This is a genomic window from Carnobacterium viridans, assembly GCF_900102725.1.
Taxonomy (GTDB): Bacteria; Bacillota; Bacilli; order Lactobacillales; family Carnobacteriaceae; genus Carnobacterium_B; species Carnobacterium_B viridans.
This window is the reverse complement of record NZ_FNJW01000008.1, coordinates 1520298-1539302: the sequence shown is the minus strand read 5'-3', so window position 1 is coordinate 1539302 and position 19005 is coordinate 1520298. Positions and strand designations below refer to the sequence as shown.

Genomic DNA, 19005 nt, shown 5'->3' with positions numbered 1-19005 from the left:
TAACTTATATTATTCATCAATCACACTACTATAGCCACTAGAAGGAGGGACAATTTTGGCAGATGAAGATGAAAAAATTGATCTTATGAGTGACGAAGAATTGATTCTCATGATTAAAAATGGAGATGGGTATCCATTCAAAATTTTGTTTAAGCGTTATCATCCCTTAGTAACAAAAATGACGAGAGAATACTACCTTAAAAGTTATGAGTTAGAGGATTTATGGCAAGAAGCGCGAATCGTCTTCCACAAAGCGATTCAAACGTATGATCAAGATAAAGGGCACACGTTCGGAAATTTCTACAAACTAAATTTTAAACACCATATTTTTAGCTTGATTCGAAAAGATATGGCTAAGAAACGAAAAATAGAAAAAATTGCTGAGTCTTTAGATGGTATGATAGAAAAAGGAATAAGTCCTCAATACATAACGAATGGAAAAGAAGGGCTATCCGCATTAGATATCTTACAGGTTAAAGAAAAATTAGCAGGTTATCACCATACATTGTCAAAGTTTGAACAAAAAGTGTTTTCTCTTTACTTAAAGAATAACGAAGTAGACAAAATTGCTGAGCAGTTACAGTGTGATAGTCTGCAAATAAAAAATGCTTTAGATCGTTGCAAGCGCAAATTAAAACGAACACTAGAATCTTAGCTATTTCTTAACGGTAATTAAACGTGTTATAAATACGGTTAAATGATAACGCTTTCTTGTTTTTGTTGGATCCATCCATAACAAAGAGTCTACCATTCTCGTAAGGTTTCAAGTAAAAAGACAAGTTATCGGGTTTTCCCAATAACTTGTCTTTTTACGTTTTATTCTAGAGAGAAGTAAAAGATTAAACAATAAGTCAAATCGTTCTGTCTAATAGTGACAGGGTTAAGTTACGAATCATTTCTTTTTCTGAACTGTCTGGTAATTGATCAATCCGTTTCAAAGCTTTATCGGTGTACTTTTCAGCCAAACGTTTTGCTTCATCTAAACCACCAGAATGAATAACAAATTGTTGGATTGTTTGTGTTTCTTTCTTTGTTAGCTGGTCTTTTTTTTCAAGTAATTCTTTAAAAGGAGCATTTTTTTTATGCATAGCATAAATAAGAGGAGCAGAATAAATGCCTTGTCTTACATCTTCTAAAACAGGCTTTCCAAACCCATCTGTGGTTTGAGTATAGTCTAAAATATCATCTTTGATTTGAAAAGCCATTCCAATATGACTTCCAATATAATAGCAATTTCGAGCAAATCGTTCAGTTTGTCCACTCTCTAAAGCTCCAGAATAACAAGAAAGAGCAAATAATTGAGCCGTTTTACCAGATATTTGAGTCAAGTAATTGCGAATCGTTATTTTTTGGTTGTATCTTAAATGCATTTGATCAATTTCACCCATCAAGATTTTTTCCATCCCTTTAGTATTGATTTGCATTTGTTTCATAGAATTAGAATAATCTGCTATTAATTTAAATGAAACAGTAAATAAATAATCGCCAGCATAAACTGCAATATCTTTGCCGTATCTTGATTGAATCGAATGTTGGCCACGTCTTTTAGGTGAATCATCAATAATATCATCATGGATTAAAGTTGCCATATGCAACACTTCAATAGCTGCAGCGAAAGCACGTGCTCGGTTAGGATCATGCTCTTCTCCAAAAGTTGAAAAAAGCAAAGTATAAGCAGGACGTACTAATTTTCCGCCTGTGTTCAGCATATCAACTAGAGCATGTTCAATAGATTTATTTCGCAAATGAATTCTTGAATCTATTAATTCAATAGTTTGTATTAATTCAGATTGTAATTCAGGGTAGGCTTCCCACATAGGATGAATCTTCATGTGTATTCCCCTTTCGTTTCATAAGTTATGGTGGTTGTGCTTAAGAATTTACGTAAGTAGTGTTGCGGCGCTTTTTTTTAGCGGGTTGTTGCGTCTGTTGTTGGAAGTTTTTTAAGGTACGTACGTGAGTCATCAAGTAATTAGCGGCAATGCCGATAGCGATACCGGATAAAATCCCCATAAAAGATAAAATCGGTAAGTACAGCATAACCGTCCATGTTTGAGCAATCCAACTTGCGACAGCTAGTTGACCAACATTATGCAAAATGCCGCCTGTAGCACTTATCCCAATGATGCTGACACGTTTTGGCCCAAGTTGTTTGACTAGCAACATACCAATATAACTAAGTAAAGCTCCAGCACAACTATACATAAAGGTTGAAAGTGTACCGCCTAAAAGAGTGGTCATAATAAGTCTCATCCACACTACTGTAAAACTATCCTTTAATGGTAAAGTGAAAATAGCGACAATAGTGATTAGATTAGCAATCCCAAGTTTTGCACCTGGAGCAAAAGCAAAAGGAAAAGGAATACTTCGTTCGACTAAGCTTAAGATAACAGCTTGAGCAGCTAACAATGCAATATACACAAGTTTTTGATTTCTAGTCATAAACACCAGCCCTTATCTACTATAAAATGAATTTAACTAAATGATTGCTTGTTTTAATAATTGAATAAAAATAACAAGAGACAAAGAAGAATAATAGTAGAATGCTTCTTTCTATCTTAACATTTTTTATCGTTATACACATGGGTTCAGTAACCTTTTTAAGACATAATAAAATGAGCGGAGGTAGAAGAGACCTACCTTCACTCACCCATACTGCTATATGAAACTTATTTTTTTATTTGTATAAAGATCTTGGTGTACCATACCACCATTTACCGGCTACTTTTTGAATCCATGGAATAATATAGTAGTCTAAACCAAATGCACGTCCAGAGCCATTCATCAAAGCAATAGCTGCAAATACGAACCAAACATTTACCCAGTAAAACATTCCAGATAATGTAAAGCTGACAACTAAAGCAACCGTAGCTGCACTAGCCAACCAAGTGAACAATCCAGCAATCAAAGCTAATCCAATAGCAATTTCTACGAAAGTCATGAATTTTTGGAAAATCAAAGCAACTTCTGGAGTAGGAATCATAAATTGCATAATGCTGTTAAACCAATCAGGAGCTTTAGAGAAAACCATCATAGGTTCTTCGCCATAGACGTAGCTTAAACCAAAAATTGGTTCTGCAACTTCCTCTACTACTTCTGAAGCTCCACTAGTTACATCTTGCAACCAAGAGAATGGTAAAGCTACATTATCGCCAAACCAACTTTGAGAACCAAATAAACCAAAGGCTTTTTTGATCCCTTCAAAACACCACATACTACCGTAAAAGACTCTTAAAGGAACACTCCATAAAACATTCCCATAACGAGAAAGGTGACCACGGAAAATGTTTCGTTGATTTCTAATATGGAAGAATTCATGGAACAAGTATTGCACCATGTAGTAACCAGAACGAATGTCAAAGAAATATTTTAAGTTAACGATGTGTTTCATCAACATAGCGAAAAATCCGCTAAGGTGGAATTTATCCATTAAGTAAGCAACACCATATTTTGAACCGATAGAAACCATTGTTCCTTGGTAATTTGATTCAAATTTGTGTTTTTCTTTTCCTTCAATAGCTGCAATAACATTAACAGCAGCAGTATGTCCAGTTTGTTCAGCAGCTTGTACGATTTGAGGAGTTGGTTTTCCCTCTTCTTCCTCATAGTAGACAAGATCGCCAATAACATAAACATCTTCTAAATCTTTCGCTTCCATAAACTCATTCGCAACTAAACGTCCAGCACGCGCTTGTTCCATTCCAAATTCTGCTGTATCTGTGTTAGCTTTAACACCTGCAGTCCATACTAATGTTTTGGTAGGAAGTTCTTCACCAGATTTCAATAAAACAGATTCAGCTCCAACACTAATAATTGGAGAATCTTTCATGATTTTGATGCCTTTTTTCGTCATGAATTTTTCAGCTTTATCTGCGTCTTGACGAGGAAGAGTGTTTAAGATAGTTGGAGCAGCTTCAACAACGATCAGTTCGATCTCTGAAGCGTCAAATTTGTACTCTTTCGCTAAAACATCTTTCCAATCTAAAAGTTCTCCGACCATTTCGATACCTGTAAATCCAGAACCACAGATCACAAAACGCATCATAGCGGCACGTTTTGCAGCATCGTGTTCAATAGCTGCAGCAGCAACGGTAGCTTCAATATGGTGACGTAGACGAACAGCATCTTCTAACGACCAAAGAGTGAATCCGTGTTCTTTAACTCCAGGTGTTCCAAAGTCATTTGGTTCTCCACCCATACCTAGAATTAAATAGTCATAAGAATAAGAGCCATTTTCAGTTAGTACTACTTTTTTATCATGATCAACTGCTGTAACGTTATCGGTTACTAAGTTAACATTTTTTTTACGTGCAAATAATCGTTGTAAATCATACTGAATAGCTTCAGGTTCAACACGTCCCCCAGCTACTTCGTGCAATTCGGTCATATAAGTAAGGTAAGAGTGACGATCGATTAGCGTAATCGTTACATCTTTATTTTTCTTAAGTTTTTTTGCTAGCTGTTTTGTAGCAGAAACCCCTGCAAAACCAGCGCCAATAATAACTACTTTTGTTTGAGTCATTTTTCTAGCTCCTTTTTTCAACCATTTTTTTAAATATATATAGTATAGATAAATTGAATAATAATAAGTGCTTATCAAGTTAGTTAAAAGTTTCACAACCATATGATAAACATATTATACAAAAAATAAATGAATATGTCTATGTTTTAAAGGTTCTTTTTCGAAAAAAGATTTTTAAAGATAAAAAAATTATTGAAAAAAATAAATTTTAATGAAATTATTCTCAATCTTCTTTTCTAAATCGTATTAAAGCAAAGAAAAATAGAAAATAAGAAACAAAAATAGTTGTCATATTATTGACAAATTCAGTATTAGTAGCGAAAAATCATGAATTTTATTCTTTGGAAAAAAATGTAATACAAATAAACAAGTCAGCATTAAAAGGTTGATATAGAAGGAAAAATAAATGGATGCTAATAATTTTGTGAAAATAAAAATAAGTGTTCTGTAGGAAGCATTGGTTTTCAGATATACAAAAAATAACTCAAAAAGCTATTATTTAGACGTTTGTTTAGTGTGAGAAATAGAATGAATAATTTTTAGAACGGAAATTATAAATTCATGTGAAAATATAGACAATTAGAAATAAAGTCGTTATACTATTAGTAGATAGTCTGCCAAATGAAATAGCCGTATGATTCTTTCGTTAGGAAGACTAGACTATAAAAATAGGGTGGGTATATATCATGGGATTTAAAGCCGGTTTGAAATTAGCGTCAGTTGTTTTGGCTTCAACATTTATACTAGCAGCGTGTGGTTCTGACGATGCGACGAGTAAAGAAAGTTCAGCAGTAGCTGAATCAGAGGCAACGAGTTCTGAAAAAATGAGTTCAACTGAGACTGTTGCTTTACAAGATGGAAGCTATCTATTAGAAGAAAAAAATCTTGACGACAATGGTTGGAGCGTTGTTTTTGGGATGACCGTTGAAGGTGGACAAATTACAGAATCTACTTATGATTATGTGAATGATGCTGGAGAGTTGAAAACGAAAGATGCAGAGTACCAAAAAGCTATGAAAGATAAAGTGGGAACTGGTCCTGCTGAGTACATTCCAGCTTATAACCAAGCTTTAGTAGATGCGCAAGATCCATCAGCTGTAGAAGTTGTTTCAGGTGCAACTCATTCGCACGAATTATTTGTTGAATACGCACAACAGCTAGTTGATGCAGCAGCAGAAGGTAAAACGGAGACAATTGAAATTGACAACTAATACTATGGATATTCTAATTTCAATATAAGGTTTCTATTTGAGTAAGATTGAAAAGCACCATTAGAAATGGCATAATATGAGGGTCTTAGATGTATTTCTAGGACCCGTTTATTTTAAATAAAGTTAGTGAAAACATATACATAAATTATCTAACAAGGAGTATGCTGAATGAAAAAAAATAAGATAGTGAAAGTAATGTTCTCCCTACTAACGGTATTATTCTTGCTTGTTGGTTGTGGAAATAATGAAGACACAAAAGAGCGTGCGTTAGTTAAAGAACCCTTTGAACGAACTGAATTTTTGATGGGAACTGTTGTGAAAGTTACCATCTATAATCAAGATAAACAAGAAGCGTTAGATGCGGCTTTTAATCGAATTGAAGAGCTAGCAGGTTTAATTACGGTTGATGAGGGAAATGAGAACTCGGAGATTGAAAAAATTAATGAACAAGCCGGTATTGAACCAGTCCAAGTAGCGGATGATTTATATTATTTAGTACAGGCGGCATATGATTATAGTGAAAGTACTGCTGGTAGTTTTGATTTGACAGTCGGACCCATTACAGAGCTATGGCATATTGGTTTTGATGATGCCAGGAAACCAGAACAATCTGAAATTGACGAAACGTTGAACTTAGTAGATTACTCAAAGGTAAAGTTTGATGATGAAGCTCAGACAGTCTATTTGCCAGAAGAAGGTATGCGATTAGATTTAGGAGCGATTGCTAAAGGTTTTATCACAGATGAAGTAGTAGAGGTGTTAAAAGAACACCAAGTAGATACTGCGATTATTGATTTAGGTGGAAACGTGTATGTTATGGGAGATAGTGCAAAAGGTGAAGGAGCAGCTTGGAATGTAGGGATTCAAGATCCGTTTGAAACACGTGGAACGATTATAGGATCTTTAGCTTTAAGCGATAGGTCAATCGTTACTTCAGGTATTTATGAACGGTTCCTTAAAGTTGATGGAGTGAATTACCATCACTTGATGAATCCAGAAACAGGGTATCCATTTGATAATGAGTTAGCAGGAGTCAGTGTGATCACTAAAAAATCAATCGATGGTGACGGACTATCAACTTCACTTTTCTCTAAAGGGTTAAAAGAAGGATTAGAATACGTGAATACATTAGAAGATGTTGATGCACTATTTGTAACAAAAGATAAAGAGGTTTATGTATCAGATGGGTTAAAAGAAACCTTTAAATTAACAAATGATGCATTTACATTAAAATAAAAATCAAAGAGGGATAATGATGTCGATAAAAACCTTTTTTACATTAGTAGAGATTCAAACAAAGTTAGCAAGTTTATTTCCTATTTTATTAGGAACATTATTTACAGCTTATTATTTCAATACATTTAACTTTGTTAATACACTGCTGTTCTTTGTAGCGATGCTGATTTTTGATATGGCAACAACAGCTATTAATAATTTAATGGATTACCGAAAAGCTAAAGATAAAGATTATAGAGATGAAGTGAATGTTATTGGACAAGAAAAACTATCAGAAAAACTCGTCATTCATCTGATTGTCGGAATGGTAGTTAGTTCAATGTTGCTAGGGTTTGGGTTAGTTTATAGAACCAATATTGTATTGTTGATCATAGGAGCTCTCTGCTTCTTTATTGGGATTTTTTATACTTTTGGGCCAGTTCCCATTTCAAGAATGCCTTTAGGAGAACCTATTTCTGGTTTGACTATGGGGTTTGGCATCTTTTTTATTGCAGCCTTTGTAAATGTTGATGAGCTTAGTTTATTGAGTTTGTTATTTAAAGGCCAACTGTTTCTGTTAGGAGGAAATATGGTTTCTGTTCTGGTATTATTCTTTGTGTCGTTGCCGACAGTATTCTTGATAGCTAATATTATGTTGGCGAACAATACCTGTGATTTAGAACAAGATATCCTTAATCACAGGTACACCTTGCCGTTTTATATTGGTAAAAAGCGAGCTGTTCAATTGTTTAATGCATTAGTCTACATGAGTTATGTAGTGATTGTTTTAGCTGTTTTACTGAGTTTATTACACCCTATTTTATTGCTCTTATTACTAACCATTATCCCAATGAGGAAAAACTTAGCTCTGTACAACAACAAGCAAGTTAAGTCGGAGACATTTGTTATTGCTATAAAAAACATCATTTTATTTAGTGCCAGTGAAGTTGTGCTGTTAGCAATAAGTTTAGTATTCAAATAAAAGTTAAAAAGAGGAATTGACATGTTTCCTGAGTGATGGTAAATTTAGTAAGATGTCATTCGTCCGTATAATAGAGAGAATAGGTGAAAAAATGAGTGGAAAAAAAACATCTTTAGCTTGTTCTGTTTGTGGATCTAGAAATTATTCTAAAAAAGTAAATGAAGGAAATCGCACAGAACGCTTAGAAGTAAAAAAATTCTGTAAATACTGCAATCAACATACATTACATCGTGAAACGAAGTAAAAAAGAAGTCTCGATACCAATTTGGAGGGAATAAACATGAAGAAAATAAAAAACTTTTTTGGCGGTGTACGTCAAGAAATCAAAGCAGTCACATGGCCTACTGGTAAAGAACTTAGAAAATATACGTTGACTGTTTTTGTCGTCTGTCTATTATTTGTTCTTTTCTTTGCGGTTGTTGACTTTGGGATAGATGCACTCTTAGATTTTGTTTTATAAGAGGTCTGAGAAAGAAACCACTGGCATGAAGCTTTGCATGATGGTATAATGAACCCATGAATAAATGCACAAAACCTTCTTTAAAAGCAAATGAAGGTTTTTTTGTATGTTTAAAAACAAATGAGCCAACTAGCCAATATCGAAAATAACTAAGAACAAAAATGAATAGGAGTGATACGCGTGGAAGAAATAGAAAGTGCAAAACAGTGGTATGTGCTACACACATATTCTGGATATGAAAACAAAGTAAAGCAAAATATCGAGTCTAGAGCAAACAGTATGGGTATGGGGGATTATATTTTCCGAGTAGTTATCCCTGAAGAAGAAGAAAAAGAAGTGAAAAACGGCAAAGAAAAAACAAATATGAAAAAAACATTCCCTGGATATGTCTTAGTTGAAATGATCATGTCTGATGATTCTTGGTACGTTGTTCGTAATACGCCAGGTGTGACCGGGTTTGTAGGTTCTCATGGAGCAGGTAGTAAACCAGCACCGCTTTTAAATTCTGAAATAGAAGTTATTTTACGTCGTATTGGAATGAGTGCTCGTCATCAAGAGATCAATTTTGAAGTTGGCGAAACCGTAACGATTATTGAAGGTGCATTTAGTGGGCTTACAGGTAAAATTACTGAAATTGAATTAGAAAAAGCAAAACTTAAAGTGAATGTTGAAATGTTTGGTCGCGAAACAAGTACTGAATTAGATTTTGAGCAAGCAGATAAGCTATAAGTTGATAAGCATCATAAAATAGAATGGAACAAGAGTTAAGACAGTAACTGTCTTAACTCTTTTTTTGTCGATTTGAATCTCGAAAGCATTCATGGTAGGTTGTTAATGGCTATGAAAAAGCGATGACCAACTCTCAAAAGAGGAGGCCTTAAGATTACAATGTATGCAAATTAGCGATTGATTTATTGATTTCTGAAAAGTATAGGAGTACTTATTGTATATAAGGTTGTCGGTTATACTAATGAATTACGTGTAAATTAATGTTCTTATCTGTGCCTAAAGTAAGGGTGCTAAGAACTGAAAATTGGCCGAATAAAAAAAGCGAGATGCTTTTAATATAAATGGAGGAAATATGATGAATGTAAAATCGATTGGAATCATTTTAGGATTATCTACTGTGTTAACGCTAGGTGGATGTGCGGGTGGTAACGAAACAGAAAATAGTACCAATGAGACGGTGAGCGAACAAGTGGATTATACTATTACGGGTATTGAACCTGGAGCGGGAATAACTGGGATGGCACATCAAACTTTAGAGGGATATGAAAATCTAGCAGGCTGGGAACTTGAAGAAAGTTCAACTGGTGGCATGCTAACGTTGTTGGATCAAGCCATCGCTAATGAAGAACCTATTATTTTTACCGGATGGGCACCGCATTGGATGTTTTCAGAATATGATTTAAAATACTTAGAAGATCCAAAGGGAACTATGGGGGATGTCGAGAGTATTCATACTATTGCGAGGGTAGATTTTGAAGCAGAAATGCCTAATGCCTACAAAATTCTTGATGCTTTTCAATGGGAAGTAGAAGATATGGAAGCTGTAATGTTTGAAGCACAAGAAAGTTCTTTTGAAGAGTCTGCGGCGAATTGGGTGGAAGCGAATAAAGATAAAGTAGAAATGTGGGTTGAAGGTGCTGAAAAAGTAGACGGGGAAGAAATCGAACTTGTATCAACGCCGTGGGATACTGAAAGAGCATCCAGTCTTGTAGCAAAAGCTGTATTAGAGCAACAAGGCTACGAAGTCACCGTAACAGATGTTGATCCTGCAGTTTTGTTTGAAGCAATTGCAAATGGGTCAGCAGATGCATCGCTTGCGCCATGGTTGCCAACGACACATGCATCTTTTTATGAAAAGCACCAGGATAATATCGTTGATTTAGGTGAGAACTTAACGGGTGCTAAAAATGGGTTAGTTGTTCCTAGTTATATGGATATTGACTCTATTGAAGAATTAGAACCAAAAGAATAGGGAAACAGTAAGACTCGGTCCGTTTAGTTAATAAAGCGGACCGAGTTTTTTTGTTAGTGAATTTTAAATGAGTAGTTTGCTTCTCCAGTAATGCCTTCTTTAGTGTAACTGCGTTCGATAAACGTAACATTATTCTTATGATCAACTAATAAAACAGTTGTGGAGACTGTTCCGTATTCCGGAGTCTTGATAAAAATTGGAGGAGTTTCTTGTTCTAGATGTAAAGAAGTAGTGCTAGTGAGTATGGCGTCTTTTCCTGAGGGTAAGCTGGTATCCATAAAAGCTGTTAACAATTCGTTTGGGTCAAGGAACGTACTTTTTAAATGAAGTTGTTGGAGATGAGATTTTACTTTTAGCACTTTTGGCCATGGATCATTCAAACTAGCGTTGCTTAAACCGTGTATCCCGGATCTGAGAGAGTTTACTTGATTCGTATGATTATTGAAATGCCAAAGGTGGTCGATATCGCCTAGTAATAAGTTGAAACCTGCGTAGTCTAAGCGTTTATCTTGTAGATAGGCTAAAAAGTCTAATGCAGATTGAGTAGTCGTTAAATAATCACGCACGATTTGACCTCTTGAAACAGGATTTTCTGGAACGCTAAAAGTAGAATCGTAGCTATTCGTTAAAGCTGCAAAGCGTCCTTCTTTCGTAATGCCTAACCAAGTTCCCATTTGTAACAAATCTCTACCAGCTAAAACTTGAGGATAATCCTTCCAAAAACCGGCAGCTGCAGTCGGACGTGTATAGGCCTCGTCCCGGTTAGCAACCAGAATCATTTTGTAAAGGGGGTGTTCGTGAAGTTGAAGGGCAATTAGGCACATAATAGATTCACCTACTTTATTTACAATTATACGCTAAAGAATGGGTTAAGAAAAACAACCAGCCTATGTTATAATAAGAAAAAATGAAATAAGCAGGTGATGAGTAATGAAAGAACTTATTCTAGTACTGGCAGCTATTGTAAATGAGGTGCACGATGTTCTCAATCAGTTGTTTGGAATGAGTATGACGGATAAATCCTTGCATTTTTGGGTTATGGGTATTATCGGCATTCTGCTCTTTTTAGCGGTTTATCTTGTCATTAAGATTATTGAAAAAATGAAATTTAGTGCTACGATCCTTTCGTTTGTTTTCACGTTTACAGTGATGACCGTGTTGGTCTTTGCTATTGAAATCCAACAAGCCATTACGAATAGAGGAAATATGGAGTTTGCAGATGCTGCGATGGGTTTATGGGGATTTATAGTCTTTTTCGCTATTTATGCCCTCGTAATGGGTGTGTTTTATAGTATATATACTCGTATTAAAAAGAGAAAAAAGGCAAAGAAGACTACTCAAGTTTCGATAGAAGAAAAAAGAGAACCAATTTCAAACGAACCAGCAGAGGAACCAGCTATTTACCGTTCTCGAGTGAAAAAGACAAATAAGTTCAAAAAGTAGTTGCAAAACAGTTTTTTGAATGGTATAGTATTTTGGTACGTTTTACGTATGCGTCAAATGTGGGAGGGGAAATATTAACCCCATTAACCACATCACGGACTCAATCAAGGAGGTATGTCACGTGGCTAAAAAAGTAGTTAAATTAGTTAAATTGCAAATTCCTGCAGGGAAAGCAACTCCAGCTCCACCCGTAGGTCCAGCTTTAGGACAAGCACAAATCAATATCATGGGATTCTGTAAAGAATTCAATGCTCGTACTGCTGAGTTAAACGGATTAATCACTCCCGTTGTTATTTCTGTATATGAAGATCGTTCATTTACATTTATTACAAAAACTCCACCTGCTGCTGTTTTACTTAAAAAAGCTGCTGGTGTTGAATCTGGTTCTGGTGAACCAAACACTAAAAAAGTTGCAAAAGTAACTCGCGACCAAGTTAGAGAAATTGCTGAAACAAAAATGGCTGATTTAAACGCATCTGACGTTGACTCTGCTATGTTAATGATCGAAGGTACTGCACGAAGCATGGGATTCACCGTAGAAGGTTAATTCTATATTCCGCTTCTCAGTATCCCTTATGCGTAATAGCATAAGGATTAAGTGGGAGGTAAAACCGTTATAACCACAATCAAGGAGGAAAAAATTATGGCTAAAAAAAGTAAACAATATTTAGCAGCGGCTGAAAAAGTTGATGTTTTAAAAGCTTATTCTTTAGAAGAAGCTGTAGCATTAATTAAAGACGTTGACTACGCTAAATTCGATGCAACTGTAGAAGTTGCTTATAGACTTGGCGTTGACCCTAAGAAAGCTGATCAACAAATTCGTGGAGCAGTTGTTCTTCCAAATGGAACAGGGAAAACTCAAAAAGTATTAGTATTTGCTAAAGGTGAAAAAGCTAAAGAAGCTGAAGCTGCTGGAGCAGATTACGTAGGAGAAGCTGAATTAGTTCAAAAAATCAATGGCGGATGGTTTGATTTCGACGTTGTTGTTGCAACTCCAGACATGATGGCTGAAGTTGGTCGTCTTGGACGTGTTTTAGGACCTAAAGGCCTAATGCCAAACCCTAAAACAGGTACTGTTACAATGGATGTTACTAAAGCAATCAATGAAATTAAAGCTGGTAAAGTTACTTACCGTGTTGACAAAGCAGGAAATGTTCATGCTCCAATCGGTAAAGTATCATTTGACAATGCTAAATTAGTTGAAAACTTCAGAACAATCAACGATACAATGTTGAGAGTTAAACCTTCAACTGCTAAAGGCGAATACATCAAGAACATTACAGTAACTACTACTTTTGGACCTGGTGTTAAAGTTGATGCAGGATCGTTTTAATAAATAATTATTAAAAGTCTTGACCTAGACGATGGGAATTGTTAAAATCGTCTAGGTTGAGAAATATTACCGAAGACAGTAGGTGGCTGATGCCTTAATTCCCTGCCGAGGATGAATATGTGAAAGCATACAATTATCCCTCTATGTCTAAGGTGACATAGAGTTTTTTGCGTTTTAATGAGCTTAGTTAGTTGTTGAAAACAAAAAATTCTAGCCAATCGATCAGGAGGTGAAAAATTAATGAGTCAAGCAGCAATCGCAAAAAAACAAGAACTAGTTGATTTAGCATCAACTAAATTTAAAGAAGCAGCTTCAGTAGTTGTAATGGACTACCGTGGATTAACTGTTGAAGAAGTGACTAATTTACGTAAGCAATTACGTGATGCAGGAATTCAAATGAAAGTTATCAAAAATTCAGTTTTAAGCCGTGCAGCAGAAGCAGCAGGTTTAGAAGGAATGGACGATGTTTTCAAAGGACCTACAGCTATCGCATTCAGTAATGATGACGTTGTAGCACCTGCAAAAATTATCGCTGAATTTGCTAAAGGCGCAGCGGCATTAGAAATCAAAGGTGGCGTAATTGAAGGACGCGTTTCTTCAGCTACTGAGATCAATGCTCTTGCAACATTACCAGACCGCGATGGTTTGTTGTCAATGTTGTTATCTGTACTTCAAGCACCAGTTCGCAATACTGCACTTGCTATCAAAGCAGTTGCAGAATCAAAAGAAGAAGTAGCTTAATCAAGCTGTTTTTTCTTGAAAATAAAGCAAGTTGAACAAAAAAAACTAACCAATAATGGAGGAAACCAACAATGGCATTAAACATTGAACAAATCGTTGCTGACTTGAAAGAATCAACGATTTTAGAATTAAACGACTTAGTAAAAGCAATCGAAGAAGAATTTGGCGTAACTGCAGCAGCTCCAGTAGCAGCAGCAGGAGCTGGAGACTCAGCAGCAGCTGAACAAACTGAATTTACAGTAGAATTAACTTCTGCTGGAGACTCAAAAATTAAAGTTATCAAAGCTGTACGTGAAGCTACAGGCCTTGGCTTGAAAGAAGCTAAAGGATTAGTTGATGGAGCACCAGCAGCAATCAAAGAAAACATTTCTAAAGAAGATGCTGAAGCTTTGAAAGAAGCTTTAGAAGCAGCTGGAGCTTCTGTAGAAGTTAAATAATTTTAACTCTACTAAGCTTTAAAAAAGACACGCAGTTTTTGCTGCGTGTCTTTTTTCTCTTTAATATAAGATTTCTGGAATGACAATGAGTTGTTCAGACAATAAAATAAAGATAATTGAGGAGGAACGCACATGACAGATCATTATTTTTCGAACAATCCCAAAATTGCCAGTGAAACAGCAGCTTGGACATATACGCTGCGTGGCAATGAGTTTAAATTTGTCACAGATGCAGGAGTATTTTCAAAAAAAACAGTGGATTTCGGTTCTCGACTATTGATAGAAACGCTTGAATTCTCTGAAATAATAGATGGCGATATTTTAGATGTAGGATGTGGATATGGCCCGATGGGATTAGCCTTAGCGAAAGAAGATCCTAATCGTAAAGTAGAAATGGTTGATGTAAATGAACGAGCATTGGGATTAGCTAAGCAAAACGCATCGAATAACCGATTATCCAATGTACTGATTCATACTTCGGATGTCTATGAATCTGTAGAAGGCAAATTGTTTGCGGCCATTGTTAGCAATCCTCCTATTCGAGCTGGAAAAAAAGTGGTACATGGTATTTTAACAGGTGCTTTTGACCTGCTTAAAAAAGGCGGAACGTTAACAATCGTAATTCAAAAGAAACAAGGTGCACCAAGTGCGCAAGCAAAAATGGAAGAGACATTCGGCAATGCTAAAGTGGTCGTTAAAGATAAAGGTTATTGGATTATTCAAAGTTTTAAAGAAGAAGAGAATTAATTAATCTCCTTGACTTTTACACTTAAATAATGTAAAATAATCTAATGCATATAGTGTGTCTTAAAGAAGAAAAATTTGTTCTGAAATATTGTCCAGAGCAGGTTTGAAGAAGAAAACAAAAGAAATGGATTTTTATTTTAAAAGTTCACGAATCTTTTGGTTTTTTTTTGTCAAAAAATAAGCAAACTTTCAACTTGTTACTTATTTTTAATAAATGTAACATGAATGAAATGTATTGATTTGTTTGAAGTGACCACACTAAAAACAGTTTGAGGGGTGAACAGGTTGGCAGGCCATTTAGTAAATTACGGTAAGCACCGTACACGTAGAAGTTTTTCACGTATCCATGAGGTTTTAGAGCTTCCAAATTTAATTGAAATTCAAACTGATTCTTACCAATGGTTCTTAGATGAAGGATTACGTGAAATGTTTAAAGATATTTCTCCAATCGATGACTTTGCTGGAAATCTATCATTAGAATTTACAGATTACCAATTGCAAGAACCTAAATATTCCGTTGAAGAAGCTCGTTCACATGACGCAAACTATTCAGCACCGATTTATGTTAAGTTACGTTTGATCAACAAAGAGAGTGGAGAAGTGAAAGAACAAGAAGTCTTCTTCGGTGATTTCCCACTAATGACAGAAATGGGAACTTTTGTTATCAACGGAGCAGAACGAGTAATCGTATCTCAATTAGTCCGTTCACCTGGTGTTTATTTCCATGGTAAATTGGATAAAAATGGAAAAGAAGGATTCGGATCAACACTTATTCCAAACCGTGGAGCATGGCTTGAATTCGAAACTGACGCAAAAGACCTTTCTTATGTTCGTATAGACCGTACACGTAAAATACCTTTAACTGTATTGGTTCGTGCATTAGGTTTTGGATCAGATGACCAAATTCTTGAAATCTTTGGAGATAACGAAAGTCTTCGTTTAACAATGGAAAAAGATTTGCATAAAAATGCTGGAGATTCACGTACAGAAGAAGCATTGAAAGATGTTTATGAACGTCTACGTCCAGGTGAGCCTAAAACGGCTGACAGCTCAAGAAGCTTGTTAACAGCGCGCTTCTTCGATCCAAAACGTTACGACTTAGCAAATGTTGGTCGTTACAAAGTCAACAAAAAATTAAACTTAGTAACACGTTTGTTCAATCAAACTTTAGCTGAAACTTTAGTTGATCCTGAAACAGGCGAAATCATCGTTGAATCAGGTACATTTTTAGACCGTGATCAAATTGATAAATTAACACCATATCTAAATGATGGTTTAAACAGTGTTACGTATTACCCATCAGATGACAGTGTCGTTCCAGAACCTGTAGAATTACAAGTTGTAAAAGTCTTTTCTCAAAGAGACCCAGAACGTGTTGTAAATATGATTGGAAATAAAGTAATTGCAGACGAAACTAAAAATGCAACACCAGCTGATATTTTAGCTTCTATGAGTTATTTCTTTAACTTACAAGAAGGTATCGGTAACGTAGACGATATTGACCATTTAGGAAACCGTCGTATTCGTTCAGTAGGTGAATTGTTGCAAAATCAATTCCGTATTGGGTTATCTCGTATGGAACGTGTGGTTCGTGAACGTATGTCTATCCAAGATATGGCTACTGTTACACCGCAACAATTGATCAACATTCGTCCGGTTGTAGCATCAATCAAAGAATTCTTTGGTTCTTCTCAATTGTCTCAATTCATGGACCAAACAAACCCATTAGGTGAGTTAACACATAAACGTCGTCTATCTGCCTTAGGACCCGGTGGTTTAACTAGGGACCGAGCTGGATATGAAGTACGTGATGTGCATTATTCCCATTATGGCCGTATGTGTCCGATTGAAACACCAGAAGGTCCAAACATTGGATTGATCAACAGTCTATCAAGTTATGCTAAAGTAAATAAATTTGGTTTCATTGAAACTCCTTATCGTCGTGTAAACCGCGAAACAGGTCTTGTTACGGATCAAATTGATTACCTAACAGCCGATGAAGAAGATAACTATGTTGTTGCCCAAGCAAATGCTCCATTGAATGAAGACGGCACATTTGCAAATGATATTGTACTTGCTCGTTATGTGGAAGAAAACTTAGAAGTTCCTATTAGTCGCGTTGATTATATGGACGTTTCTCCTAAACAAGTAGTAGCCGTTGCGACAGCTTGTATTCCTTTCTTGGAAAATGATGATAGTAACCGTGCTCTTATGGGAGCAAACATGCAACGTCAAGCTGTTCCGTTGATCCACCCTCAAGGTCCACTAGTAGGAACGGGTATGGAACACGTAGCTGCTCGAGATTCTGGAGCTGCATTGATTTGTAAAAATGATGGTATCGTTGAATACGTAGATGCAGATCAAATTCGTGTACGTCAAGAAAACGGTGCTTTAAATAAATATGCTGTAACAAAATTCCGTCGTTCAAATTCAGGTACTTGTTACAACCAACGCCCAATCGTAGAAAAAGGCGACCGCGTAGAAAAAGGCGAAATCTTAGCAGATGGTTCTTCTATGGAAAATGGCGAAATGGCATTAGGACAAAACCCATTAGTAGCCTTCATGACATGGGAAGGGTACAACTATGAGGATGCCATTATCATGAGTGAACGTTTAGTTAAAGATGATGTATACACTTCTATTCATATTGAAGAATTTGAATCAGAAGCACGTGATACAAAACTTGGACCTGAAGAAATCACACGTGAACTTCCAAACGTTGGAGACGACGCTTTGAAAGATCTAGACGAAATGGGAATTATCCGTATTGGTGCTGAAGTAAAAGACGGCGATTTATTAGTTGGTAAAGTAACTCCTAAAGGGGTAACAGAATTATCAGCTGAAGAACGTCTATTGCATGCAATCTTTGGTGAAAAAGCTCGTGAAGTTAGAGATACTTCTCTTCGTGTGCCACATGGTGGCGGCGGAACAGTTCATGATGTGAAAATCTTTACTCGTGAAGCTGGAGATGAATTATCACCAGGTGTAAACATGTTAGTTCGTGTTTACATTGTTCAAAAACGTAAAATCAACGAAGGGGATAAAATGGCCGGACGTCATGGTAACAAAGGGGTTGTCTCTTTAATCATGCCGGAAGAAGATATGCCATTTATGCCTGACGGAACACCAGTTGACATCATGTTGAACCCATTAGGGGTACCATCACGTATGAATATTGGGCAAGTATTAGAATTACACATTGGTATGGCTGCTCGTCAATTGGGTATCCACATTGCAACACCAGTATTTGATGGAGCATCCGATGAAGATGTATGGGATACCGTTAGAGAAGCTGGAATGGCTGCTGATGCAAAAACTGTTTTATATGATGGTCGTACTGGGGAACCGTTTGACAACCGTATTTCAGTTGGGGTTATGTACATGATTAAATTGGCCCACATGGTCGATGATAAATTACATGCTCGTTCAACAGGACCTTACTCATTAGTTACACAACAACCATTGGGTGGTAAAGCTCAATTCGGTGGACAACGTTTTGGAGAGATGGAAGTTTGGGCTCTTGAAGCATATGGGGCAGCTTATACGTTACAAGAAATCTTAACTTACAAATCTGATGATGTTGTTGGTCGTGTGAAAACATACGAAGCAATCGTCAAAGGCGAAAAAATTCCAAAACCAGGTGTTCCAGAATCATTCCGCGTATTAGTAAAAGAACTACAATCATTAGGTTTAGACATGAAAGTGTTAAACGAAAATGATGAAGCAATTGAACTACGCGATATGGATGACGATGATGACATCGTGAATCCGGATGCGTTAAATAAATATGCTGAAGAACAAGAAAAAATTCGCACTGAAGCAGCTGAACAAGAACGGTTAAAAGAAGACTAAGACTGGTGTTTTCGATTGGCCATTAAGTGAATGATACTTATTTGGCCTTTCGAGCATCCATTTTAAAGACGTTCAACAAAT

19 protein-coding genes and 1 other annotated feature are annotated in these 19005 nt (G+C 36.1%); of the genes, 15 read left to right on the top strand and 4 right to left on the bottom strand.

What is annotated here, in order from left to right; translation table 11 throughout:
• Positions 1-55 precede the first annotated feature (55 nt).
• Entirely contained in the window at positions 56-655 is a 600-nt protein-coding gene (locus tag BLT48_RS08915; RefSeq protein WP_051923353.1) for a sigma-70 family RNA polymerase sigma factor, read from the top strand.
• A 196-nt stretch (positions 656-851) separates the two neighbouring features.
• Here BLT48_RS08915 and BLT48_RS08910 read toward each other — a convergent pair whose 3' ends face one another.
• The 3 genes from BLT48_RS08910 to BLT48_RS08900 all read right to left on the bottom strand — a co-directional run bounded on the left by BLT48_RS08910 (position 852) and on the right by BLT48_RS08900 (position 4522).
• Entirely contained in the window at positions 852-1832 is a 981-nt protein-coding gene (locus BLT48_RS08910; protein ID WP_035020914.1) for a polyprenyl synthetase family protein, read from the bottom strand.
• A 40-nt stretch (positions 1833-1872) separates the two neighbouring features.
• Complete coding sequence (locus tag BLT48_RS08905; RefSeq protein ID WP_035020912.1) at positions 1873-2442, bottom strand: Gx transporter family protein; 570 nt, start codon at positions 2440-2442, stop codon at positions 1873-1875.
• 235 nt (positions 2443-2677) lie between these two features.
• Positions 2678-4522: an FAD-dependent oxidoreductase gene (locus tag BLT48_RS08900; RefSeq protein WP_089977341.1), complete on the bottom strand. Its 1845-nt coding sequence runs from the start codon at positions 4520-4522 to the stop codon at positions 2678-2680.
• 686 nt (positions 4523-5208) lie between these two features.
• Here BLT48_RS08900 and BLT48_RS08895 point away from each other — a divergent pair.
• From BLT48_RS08895 to BLT48_RS08865, 7 genes are all read left to right on the top strand, one after another.
• Positions 5209-5733, top strand: coding sequence for an FMN-binding protein (locus BLT48_RS08895; protein ID WP_035020908.1), 525 nt, complete (start codon positions 5209-5211; stop codon positions 5731-5733).
• A 168-nt stretch (positions 5734-5901) separates the two neighbouring features.
• Entirely contained in the window at positions 5902-6969 is a 1068-nt protein-coding gene (locus BLT48_RS08890; RefSeq protein ID WP_176944107.1) for an FAD:protein FMN transferase, read from the top strand.
• A 19-nt stretch (positions 6970-6988) separates the two neighbouring features.
• Entirely contained in the window at positions 6989-7930 is a 942-nt protein-coding gene (menA, locus tag BLT48_RS08885) for a 1,4-dihydroxy-2-naphthoate polyprenyltransferase (protein WP_089977337.1), read from the top strand.
• Positions 7931-8021: 91 nt separating this feature from the next.
• Positions 8022-8174 carry a 50S ribosomal protein L33 gene (gene rpmG, locus BLT48_RS08880; protein ID WP_013712055.1) on the top strand — a complete coding sequence of 51 codons (153 nt, stop codon included), beginning with the start codon at positions 8022-8024 and terminating at the stop codon, positions 8172-8174.
• 36 nt (positions 8175-8210) lie between these two features.
• Positions 8211-8390 carry a preprotein translocase subunit SecE gene (gene secE, locus BLT48_RS08875; RefSeq protein ID WP_035020903.1) on the top strand — a complete coding sequence of 60 codons (180 nt, stop codon included), beginning with the start codon at positions 8211-8213 and terminating at the stop codon, positions 8388-8390.
• Positions 8391-8579: 189 nt separating this feature from the next.
• Positions 8580-9119, top strand: coding sequence for a transcription termination/antitermination protein NusG (nusG, locus tag BLT48_RS08870; protein WP_407371964.1), 540 nt, complete (start codon positions 8580-8582; stop codon positions 9117-9119).
• Positions 9120-9474: 355 nt separating this feature from the next.
• Positions 9475-10371 carry a glycine betaine ABC transporter substrate-binding protein gene (locus tag BLT48_RS08865; RefSeq protein WP_089977333.1) on the top strand — a complete coding sequence of 299 codons (897 nt, stop codon included), beginning with the start codon at positions 9475-9477 and terminating at the stop codon, positions 10369-10371.
• Positions 10372-10424: 53 nt separating this feature from the next.
• On the opposite strand, the gene BLT48_RS08860 is transcribed toward BLT48_RS08865, so the two are convergent.
• Positions 10425-11195 (bottom strand): NRDE family protein, encoded by a 771-nt coding sequence (locus tag BLT48_RS08860; RefSeq protein ID WP_089977330.1) that lies wholly within the window; start codon positions 11193-11195, stop codon positions 10425-10427.
• 106 nt (positions 11196-11301) lie between these two features.
• Here BLT48_RS08860 and BLT48_RS08855 point away from each other — a divergent pair, with 106 nt between their 5' ends.
• The 7 genes from BLT48_RS08855 to rpoB all read left to right on the top strand — a co-directional run bounded on the left by BLT48_RS08855 (position 11302) and on the right by rpoB (position 18924).
• The gene (locus BLT48_RS08855) at positions 11302-11814 is read left to right on the top strand and encodes a hypothetical protein (RefSeq protein WP_089977327.1); all 513 of its coding nucleotides are present in this window, start codon (positions 11302-11304) and stop codon (positions 11812-11814) included.
• Positions 11815-11935: 121 nt separating this feature from the next.
• Positions 11936-12361 (top strand): 50S ribosomal protein L11, encoded by a 426-nt coding sequence (gene rplK / locus BLT48_RS08850; RefSeq protein ID WP_013712049.1) that lies wholly within the window; start codon positions 11936-11938, stop codon positions 12359-12361.
• A gap of 96 nt (positions 12362-12457) precedes the next feature.
• Positions 12458-13147: a 50S ribosomal protein L1 gene (rplA, locus tag BLT48_RS08845; protein WP_035020893.1), complete on the top strand. Its 690-nt coding sequence runs from the start codon at positions 12458-12460 to the stop codon at positions 13145-13147.
• A gap of 51 nt (positions 13148-13198) precedes the next feature.
• Positions 13199-13326 (top strand) — a sequence feature (ribosomal protein L10 leader region).
• Between the two features lie 61 nt (positions 13327-13387).
• A complete protein-coding gene (rplJ, locus tag BLT48_RS08840) occupies positions 13388-13888 on the top strand; it encodes a 50S ribosomal protein L10 (protein ID WP_029276491.1) in 501 nt (166 codons plus the stop codon).
• A gap of 71 nt (positions 13889-13959) precedes the next feature.
• Positions 13960-14325: a 50S ribosomal protein L7/L12 gene (gene rplL, locus BLT48_RS08835; protein ID WP_035020891.1), complete on the top strand. Its 366-nt coding sequence runs from the start codon at positions 13960-13962 to the stop codon at positions 14323-14325.
• A 132-nt stretch (positions 14326-14457) separates the two neighbouring features.
• Positions 14458-15072 carry a class I SAM-dependent methyltransferase gene (locus BLT48_RS08830; RefSeq protein WP_089977324.1) on the top strand — a complete coding sequence of 205 codons (615 nt, stop codon included), beginning with the start codon at positions 14458-14460 and terminating at the stop codon, positions 15070-15072.
• A 285-nt stretch (positions 15073-15357) separates the two neighbouring features.
• Positions 15358-18924, top strand: a complete 3567-nt coding sequence (gene rpoB, locus BLT48_RS08825; protein WP_035020888.1) for a DNA-directed RNA polymerase subunit beta — start codon at positions 15358-15360, stop codon at positions 18922-18924.
• Positions 18925-19005: the final 81 nt, after the last annotated feature.

Excerpts from the sequence above, each read along its gene's own strand:
- BLT48_RS08830 (WP_089977324.1), top strand. The coding sequence starts at position 14,458 with ATGACAGATCATTATTTTTCGAACAATCCCAAAATTGCCAGTGAAACA.
- BLT48_RS08910 (WP_035020914.1), bottom strand. The coding sequence starts at position 1,832 with ATGAAGATTCATCCTATGTGGGAAGCCTACCCTGAATTACAATCTGAA.
- BLT48_RS08865 (WP_089977333.1), top strand. The coding sequence starts at position 9,475 with ATGAATGTAAAATCGATTGGAATCATTTTAGGATTATCTACTGTGTTA.
- BLT48_RS08895 (WP_035020908.1), top strand. The coding sequence starts at position 5,209 with ATGGGATTTAAAGCCGGTTTGAAATTAGCGTCAGTTGTTTTGGCTTCA.
- rplL (WP_035020891.1), top strand. The coding sequence starts at position 13,960 with ATGGCATTAAACATTGAACAAATCGTTGCTGACTTGAAAGAATCAACG.
- BLT48_RS08890 (WP_176944107.1), top strand. The coding sequence starts at position 5,902 with ATGAAAAAAAATAAGATAGTGAAAGTAATGTTCTCCCTACTAACGGTA.
- rplA (WP_035020893.1), top strand. The coding sequence starts at position 12,458 with ATGGCTAAAAAAAGTAAACAATATTTAGCAGCGGCTGAAAAAGTTGAT.
- secE (WP_035020903.1), top strand. The coding sequence starts at position 8,211 with ATGAAGAAAATAAAAAACTTTTTTGGCGGTGTACGTCAAGAAATCAAA.
- menA (WP_089977337.1), top strand. The coding sequence starts at position 6,989 with ATGTCGATAAAAACCTTTTTTACATTAGTAGAGATTCAAACAAAGTTA.
- BLT48_RS08900 (WP_089977341.1), bottom strand. The coding sequence starts at position 4,522 with ATGACTCAAACAAAAGTAGTTATTATTGGCGCTGGTTTTGCAGGGGTT.
- rpmG (WP_013712055.1), top strand. The coding sequence starts at position 8,022 with ATGAGTGGAAAAAAAACATCTTTAGCTTGTTCTGTTTGTGGATCTAGA.
- BLT48_RS08855 (WP_089977327.1), top strand. The coding sequence starts at position 11,302 with ATGAAAGAACTTATTCTAGTACTGGCAGCTATTGTAAATGAGGTGCAC.
- rplJ (WP_029276491.1), top strand. The coding sequence starts at position 13,388 with ATGAGTCAAGCAGCAATCGCAAAAAAACAAGAACTAGTTGATTTAGCA.
- BLT48_RS08905 (WP_035020912.1), bottom strand. The coding sequence starts at position 2,442 with ATGACTAGAAATCAAAAACTTGTGTATATTGCATTGTTAGCTGCTCAA.
- BLT48_RS08860 (WP_089977330.1), bottom strand. The coding sequence starts at position 11,195 with ATGTGCCTAATTGCCCTTCAACTTCACGAACACCCCCTTTACAAAATG.